The following is a 7834-nucleotide window of genomic DNA, read 5'->3' as shown; positions in this document are numbered from 1 at the left end:
CCCCCCCCCCCCCCCCCCCCCCCCCCGGCGCCCCCCCCCGACAGGCTCAGACCTTGAACTTGGAAATCATCACGTTCAGTTCCACCGCCAGGCGCGACAGGTCCTGGCTGGCAGCGTTGGTCTGGTTGGCGCCGGTCGAGGTCTGGATCGACAGGTCGCGAATGTTGACCAGGTTGCGGTCCACTTCCCGCGCCACCGACGCCTGTTCCTCGGACGCGCTGGCGATCACCAGGTTGCGTTCGTTGATCGCGGCGATGGCCTCGGCAATCACCTTCAACGCTTCATCGGCGGCCTGGGCCACGACGAGGGTGCGACTGGCCTGACTCTGGCTGCTGTGCATGGTGCTGACCGCGCGGTGAGTGCCGGCCTGGACGCCACCGATCATCTGCTCGATTTCTTCGGTGGACTGCTGGGTGCGGTGCGCGAGGGCGCGCACCTCGTCGGCGACCACGGCGAAGCCCCTGCCCGCCTCGCCGGCCCGCGCCGCCTCGATGGCGGCGTTGAGCGCCAGCAGGTTGGTCTGGTCGGCAATCGAACCGATCACATCCAGCACGCGGCTGATGTCGTTGACGTGATTGGCCAGGGTTTCGACTTCCTGGGCGGTGTCGCCGACGTCGCTGACCAGGCTCTGGATCGAGGCCAGCGCCTGATCGACCTGGGCGCGGCCATGCTGGGTGGTGTCGTCGGCGCGGCGCGAGGCATCGGAGGTGGTCACCGCGTTGCTGGCGACTTCCTCGACGGCGGCGGTCATTTCGTTGACCGCGGTGGCCGCCTGTTCGATCTCGGCGCTCTGTTGCAGCAGGCCGCGGCTGGTGTCGTCGGTGACCGCGTGCAGCTCTTCCGAGGCCGAGGCCAGGCGGTCGGAGGATTCGGCGATCTGGCGGATGGTGGTGCGCAGGCGTTCCTGCATGGTGCGCATCGACTCCAGCAACAGCGCCGGCTCGTCGCGACCGGTGACGATGATTTCCTGGGTCAGGTCGCCATGGGACACGCGGTCGGCCACCACCACGGCTTCGTGCAAAGGGGTGACGATGCTGCGGGTGAGGATCGCGGCGATGGCGATCATGGCGGCGAGGATGACCAGCAGGGTGATGGCGATGATCAGCACGGCGCGGTCATAGGCTTCACCGCTGACCTGGCCCGACTCCACCAGGCCGTCGTAGTTGTAGCGGATCAGGTTGCCGAGGTCGTTCATCATGCCGTCGGCGTAGGCCACCAGCGGGCCGTTGAGCAGGTCGATGGCGTCTTCCGGACGCTCGGCGCGCACCGCCTCCAGAAGCTGGCGCTGCAGGGTGTGGTACTTGTCGTAAGACTCCTGGAACGCCTTGAACAGCTCGCGGTTCTTCGGGCTGTCGATGCTCTCTTCATAGAATTTGAGGTTGGTCTTGATCTCCTGCTGGCGCTCGGCGATCAACTCCATGGTGTGCTGGCGCTCCTGCGGGTCGCGCAGCAGGATCGAGCGCAACGTCAGCGCCCGGGTGCGGCCGAGGGCCAGGCCGACTTCGGCCAGGGCATGACTGCTGGGTTGCCAGTAACCGGTGATCTTGTCGGTTGCCGAGTCCATTTTCTCGGCTTCGAAAATCGCGACGGCGCCCAACAGCAATACCAGTACCGCCAGGATCGCGAAGGCAAAACCGGCTCTGGCGCCGATGGATAGATTTCTGACCCGCATTGACCTTTCCTCAAATATCCGCGCTGGCCTGGGTGGATACGAAAGCCAGACGGATTAAGCCTTGGAGCCCACGGGCACGGCGATACAGCGCCGGCTTGCGAGGGCGTGGTGCACACAAAGGCTTTGCCGCAATGCGCGGTCATTTTTAGTTAGGTCGGGAAGCCCGATGAATCAGGCGCCGAGGCTGGGCCCTGGCGCCTTTAAATACCGAAGGATTCTACGGGAATGGCGAAATGATGGCAAACGCAGCAAGCGCTTGAACGGGGCGGGTTTTATGAGACTTTGGGCCTGCTTTGCTCGCGATGCCCCTCCCCCTAAACAAACGCATCCGCGTAAAAATCAGCCTCCGCCAGATTCCGCTCCGCCACATAATCCCGCCGCGCCGAATCCACCACGATCGGCGCGCCACAGGCATACACCTCGAAACCCTTGAGGCTCTGGAAGTCATTGACCACCTGACGGTGAACGAAGCCGGTCGCGCCCTGCCAGTCGCACGCCTCGGTCGGCTCGGACAGCACCGGGGTGTAGCGCAGCCACGGCAATTCGGCTTCCCAGGCCAGCAATTGTTCATGCCGATAGAGGTCTTCGCGGCGCCGTCCGCCCCAGTACAGGTACACCGGCCGACGGTTGTCGCCGCGTTCGCGCAACTGTTCCAGCAGCGCCTGGATCGGCGCAAAACCAGTGCCGCTGGCGAGGAAGATCATCGGCGCGTCGCCGTCGCGCAGGAAGAACGAACCGAACGGCCCTTCCATGCGCAGGATCGCCTTGGGCTGCAGCGCGGTGAACACATGGCCGCTGAACACACCGCCCGGCATATGGCGGATATGCAGTTCCAGTTGCTGGTCACGCGCTACGGCGGTGGCCATGGAGTAACTGCGGCGGCTGCCGTCCTTGAGCAGCACCTGGACGTACTGGCCGGGGAAGTAGTTGAACGCACTGCCCGGCGCCAGCATCAGGCGCAGCACGGCGACGTCGTGGCTGACCTTGTCGACGCTGGCGACACGCACGCCCATCTGCTGGATGCTGATGCCGCGCAGTTCGGTGACTTCCGGGGCGTCGATCACCAGGTCGGATTTGGCCCGGGCGCAGCAGAACAGCGCCAGGCCCTGTTCGCGCTCGGCCGCGCTGAGCACGTCGAGCGGGCTGTCGCCGTGGTCGACTGCGCCGCTGAGCAAGCGGCCCTTGCAACTGCCGCAGGTGCCGGTGCGGCAACTGTGCTTGAGCATCAGGCCGTCGGCGAGGGCGGCATCGAGGATGGTCTGGTCGGGGGTGGCCGGGCAGCTCAGGCCGACCGGTTGGATGTGCAGAGTGAAAGTCATGGTCTGGGCCTTGGGTTGGGGTTGGGGTTGTGTTCGGGGCCTGCTGTGCAGGCCATCGCGAGCAAGCTCGCTCCTACAAGGGATGTGTATGCGGAACCTCCCCCCTGTAGGAGCGAGCTTGCTCGCGATTTCGGCTAATTCCGCCGAGCCAGCAGATCCAACGCCACATCCACAATCATGTCCTCCTGCCCCCCGACCATCCGCCGCTTGCCCAGCTCCACCAGAATGTCCACGGTCTTCAACCCATACCGCGCTGCCGCGATTTCCGCATGACGCAGGAAGCTCGAATAAACCCCCGCATAGCCCAGCGCCAGCGACTCGCGGTCCACCCGCACCGGTCGGTCCTGCAACGGCCGGACGATATCGTCGGCGGCATCCATCAGCGTGTAGAGGTCGGTGCCGTGGTTCCAGCCGAGGCGTTCGGCAGCGGCGATAAACACTTCCAGCGGCGCATTACCGGCGCCCGCGCCCATGCCGGCGAGGCTGGCGTCGATGCGATCACAGCCCTCTTCCACCGCCGCAATCGAGTTGGCGACGCCGAGGCTGAGGTTGTGGTGCGCGTGCATGCCGGTCTGGGTTTCCGGGTTCAGCACCGCCTTGAAAGCGCGCATGCGGTCGCGGATGTCCTGCATGTTCATCGCGCCGCCGGAGTCGGCCATGTAGATGCACTGCGCGCCGTAGCTCTCCATCAGCTTGCCCTGCGCCGCCAACTGCTCGGCGGGAACCATGTGGCTCATCATCAGGAAGCCGACGGTGTCCATGCCCAGTTCGCGGGCGTATTCGATGTGCTGCTTCGACACGTCGGCTTCGGTGCAGTGAGTCGCGACGCGGACCACACGGGCGCCGGCGTCATAAGCAGCTTTCAAGTCATGGACCGTGCCGATCCCCGGCAGCAGCAGCGTGGCGATCTTGGCGTGGCTGACCACATCCGCCACCGCCTCGATGTACTCAAGATCAGTGTGCCGGCCAAAGCCATAGTTGAAGCTGGAACCCTGCAAGCCATCGCCATGAGCGACTTCGATGGAATCGACCTTGGCCTTGTCCAGTGCACGGGCGATATCGCGGGCGTTGTCGAGGGTGTACTGATGGCGCACCGCGTGGCTGCCGTCGCGCAGGGTGACGTCGGAGATGTAGATTTTTTTCATGGTCGTTCCTCAGCCGTTGATCATCGACAGGGCCATACGCTCGGCGGTGGCCATGGCGGCGGACGTCATGATGTCGAGGTTGCCGGCGTAGGCCGGGAGGTAATGGGCGGCGCCTTCGACTTCGAGGAACACAGAGGTCTTCAGGCCAGAGAACGCGCCGAGACCGGGGATTTTCAGGTCGCGAACGTCCTCGAACTGGACCTTCTGCTTGAGCCGGTAGCCCGGCACATAGGCCTGAACTGCCTGGGCCATTTCGATGATCGAAGCCTCGACCTGCGCCTGATCTGCGGCCTCGGAAAGGACGAACACCGTGTCGCGCATGATCAGCGGCGGCTCGGCCGGGTTCATCACGATGATCGCCTTGCCCTTGGCCGCGCCGCCGATCACCTCGATGGCGCGGGAGGTGGTTTCGGTGAATTCGTCGATATTGGCGCGGGTGCCAGGGCCAGCGGATTTGCTGGCAATCGAGGCGACGATTTCGGCGTAGTGAACCTTGGCCACGCGAGATACGGCCGCGACCATCGGGATGGTCGCCTGGCCGCCGCAGGTGACCATGTTGACGTTGAGCTGAGCGAGGTTCTGCTCCAGGTTCACCACCGGCACGCAGTACGGGCCGATGGCCGCCGGGGTCAGGTCGATCAGGCGAATGCCGGGTTTGATCGAGCGCAGGAAGGCGTCGTTCTTGACGTGGGCGCCGGCGCTGGTGGCATCGAAGACGAAGTCGATATCGGCAAACGCCGGCATCCGGGTCAGGCCGTCAACACCTTCGTGGGTGATGGCGACGCCCATCCGCGCCGCCCGTGCCAGGCCGTCAGAGGCCGGGTCGATGCCGACCATCGCGGCCATCTCCAGGTGCTGGCCGTGGCGCAGGATTTTGATCATCAGGTCGGTGCCGATGTTGCCGGAACCGATGATGGCGACTTTCAGTTTGCGTTGACTCATACCGCTTCTCCGTAGACTTCGGCGAGCAGGATCACGTCCTGGCCGAGGGTGTCGGCGTACAGGCGCTGGACCGCGTCGGCGCGCAGCGTCAGGGCGGCGCGCTGGTTGATGTAGCCCTTGTCGGTGATTTCGCCGTCATTCAGGCTCGGTGGGGTGTCGAGGATCATCAGCCGCACCGCGTGCTGCGACGACGCCGGGAAGTCCCTGGCCAGAGCCTTCAAGCCGGCGCACAGGGCCAGACGCACTTCCGGCTGCAGCGCCAGTTGCGCGCCGCTCATGGACTCGCCGGCCTTGCCGAGCAACTCGCGCAGGGCCGGGGTCGGGTAGACCAGCGCACCGATCACGTCGCGGTCGTGGCCGCAGATCACACAATCGCTGGCATAGGGCGCCAGGGCGCTGACCAGCCGCGGGCGCAGGGTGCCGACCGACACCCAGGTGCCGCTGCTGAGCTTGAAGTCTTCGGTCACACGGCCATCGAACAGAATCCCCAGTTCGGGCCGCTCCGGGTCCACCAGCCGGCCGGCATCGCCGATGCGGTAGAAGCCCAGTTCATCGAACGCGGCCTCGGTGCTCTGCGCGTCGTTGAGGTAACGCGGGAACACCGACGGGCCGCGCACGCGCATTTCCAGCTTGTCGCCACTGGGCACGAAACGGATCTGCGTGCCCGGCACCGGCAGGCCGATATTGCCGGCCTTGTCCAACTGAAAATGCACGCTGGTGACCACCGGCGAGGTTTCCGTCGAACCCCATTCGGTGGCGAAGAACAGCGGTGCCTCGCGGACTTCGGCGGCGCGCGCCACCAGGCGCTGCCAGGAACTTTGCGGCAACGCGGCGGCGGCGTAGAACAGCAGTTCCAGCCGGCCGAACAAGGCGCGGGCCAGCGCTTCGTCGCGTTCCAGGTACGGCAGCAGCGACTCGTAGCCGCGCGGCACGTTGAAGAACAGCGTCGGCTTGACCGACTTGATGTTCTCCACCGTGCGGTCGATCTGCCCCGGCAGTGGCCGGCCGTCGTCGATGTACAGGGTGCCGCCGTTGCGCAGCACCAGGTTGAAGTTGTGGTTGGCACCGAACACGTGGCTCCACGGCAGCCAGTCCAGCACCACCACGTCGATCCGCTCAATGAAGGGCCAGCACTGGGCGATGGCCTGCTGGTTGGCGCAGAGCATGCCGTGGGTATTGATCACCGCCTTCGGCGAACCGGTGGAGCCGGAGGTCAGCAGGTAGCGCGCCGGGGTGTCGCCGTCGACGCGGGCGAAGGCGTCCATGACCGCCGGGCTTTCGGTTTTGTACAGCAACGGCAGGGCCAGCCCGTCGGGGATTTCCTGGGCGTTGCGCGCCGCCACCACCGGGCAGCGCGGCGCGACCAGCTCGATGGCGCGGCAGAAGGCATCGCCGTCGTTGACGAAGATCAGCGCCGGGTCCAGCACGTCGATAATCGCCTTGAGCTTGGCGCAGCCGCTGCCGGTGTTGCGGGCATAGGCCACCGACACGGTGGACACCGGAATGCCCACGTGCATGGCCGCCAGGGTCAGCAGCGCCTGGTCGATATCGTTTTCCGACAGCATCAGCACCGGGCGTCCCGGCGCGGTGTCCAGCTCCAGCAGGCCTTGGGCCAGGGCGCCGACACGCTGGCGCACTTCACGGTAGCTCAGGGTGAACCAGCCACCGTTGCGGCGTTCCGCCAGGTAAGCGCGGTCAGGAGTCTGGTGCGCCCAATGCTCCAGCCATTCGCCGATGCAGCGCGCATAAGGTTGCAGGGGCTCGGCTGAGCCGAGAATGAAACTGCCGTCCGCGCCGGGCTCATAGAGCACGCGCGCCGGCGCCAACCGCGTCGGGTCGTTGAAGATGTCGTACATGGCACGCCCTCATGAGTTCGGCGGGTCAGGTGCCCACCGCTCACTGATTTATTGTTGTGACGTTCGCCAGCCTGACGGCCGGCCTCAAGGTGTTGGCTAGTTCGTCTCAGGCGAAGCGGCAGCTCACTTCGCCCAGCCGGGTCAGGCGCAGGCGCAGGCTGTCGCCGGCAGCGATCTGGACCATCGGCCCGAGTGCGCCGGACAGCAGCACATCGCCGGCCTGCAACGGACGCCCGGCCTCGGCCATGGTCCGTGCCAGCCATAGGCAGGCGTCCAGCGGGTTGCCCATGCAGGCCGCACCGACGCCGATGGCCGCCTGGGCACCGTTCTTCTCCAGCAACATGCCTTCCAGCGCCAGGTCGAGGCCGGCCAGGCTCACCGGCGTTTTGCCCAGGACATAAAGGCCGGAAGAGGCGTTGTCGGCGACGGTGTCGACCAGGGTGATTTTCCAGTCTTCGATCGCCGAATCGACGATCTCCAGCGCCGGCAATACATGGTCCACGGCGCGCAGCAGCTCGGCCAGGGTGGTGTCGGCGTGCGGCAGGTCACGGCCGAGGACAAAGGCAATCTCGCCTTCGGCCTTGGGCTGAATCAGCCGCGCGCTGTCGATGGTCTCGCCGTCGCGAACTTCCATGTCGGCGAAGAGCATGCCGAAGTCCGGTTGATCGACACCCAGTTGCTGCTGCACCGCCAGCGAGGTAAGACCGATCTTGCGCCCGCTCAGACGCCGGCCGGCGGCCAGGGCGGCCTGGGTGTTGAGTTCCTGGATGGCGTAGGCGTCGGCCAGGCTGTTGATGTCGAATCGCTCGGAAATGCGCCCGCACGGGGTGCGGGTCTGCCGGGCGCGGGCCAGCGCTTCGGCGGCCGGTTGCAGGGAAGGATGAGTCATCGTGTTTCTCC

Annotated in this window: 6 protein-coding genes; all 6 read right to left on the bottom strand. The window is 65.8% G+C overall.

Annotated elements, in window-relative coordinates; genetic code table 11:
• Positions 1–46: 46 nt before the first annotated feature.
• Positions 47–1672, bottom strand: a complete 1626-nt coding sequence (locus tag NTD88_RS13050) for a methyl-accepting chemotaxis protein (RefSeq protein ID WP_262155846.1) — start codon at positions 1670–1672, stop codon at positions 47–49.
• 314 nt (positions 1673–1986) lie between these two features.
• Positions 1987–2991, bottom strand: a complete 1005-nt coding sequence (locus NTD88_RS13045) for a CDP-6-deoxy-delta-3,4-glucoseen reductase (protein ID WP_262155844.1) — start codon at positions 2989–2991, stop codon at positions 1987–1989.
• A 134-nt stretch (positions 2992–3125) separates the two neighbouring features.
• Positions 3126–4136 carry a 4-hydroxy-2-oxovalerate aldolase gene (gene dmpG, locus NTD88_RS13040; protein WP_262155842.1) on the bottom strand — a complete coding sequence of 337 codons (1011 nt, stop codon included), beginning with the start codon at positions 4134–4136 and terminating at the stop codon, positions 3126–3128.
• Positions 4137–4145: 9 nt separating this feature from the next.
• On the bottom strand, positions 4146–5078 hold the full coding sequence (locus tag NTD88_RS13035) for an acetaldehyde dehydrogenase (acetylating) (protein ID WP_262155840.1): 933 nt from the start codon (positions 5076–5078) through the stop codon (positions 4146–4148).
• On the bottom strand, positions 5075–6934 hold the full coding sequence (locus tag NTD88_RS13030) for a feruloyl-CoA synthase (protein WP_262155837.1): 1860 nt from the start codon (positions 6932–6934) through the stop codon (positions 5075–5077). Before NTD88_RS13030 ends, NTD88_RS13035 begins: the two co-directional genes overlap by 4 nt.
• 106 nt (positions 6935–7040) lie before the next feature.
• Positions 7041–7823 (bottom strand): 2-keto-4-pentenoate hydratase, encoded by a 783-nt coding sequence (locus tag NTD88_RS13025; RefSeq protein ID WP_262155836.1) that lies wholly within the window; start codon positions 7821–7823, stop codon positions 7041–7043.
• Positions 7824–7834 lie beyond the last annotated feature (11 nt).

This window comes from Pseudomonas sp. 20P_3.2_Bac5 (genome assembly GCF_025466035.1).
Taxonomy (GTDB): domain Bacteria; phylum Pseudomonadota; class Gammaproteobacteria; order Pseudomonadales; family Pseudomonadaceae; genus Aquipseudomonas.
The sequence above is the reverse complement of the archived record's forward strand: the minus strand, read 5'-3'. Positions and strand labels throughout refer to the sequence as shown.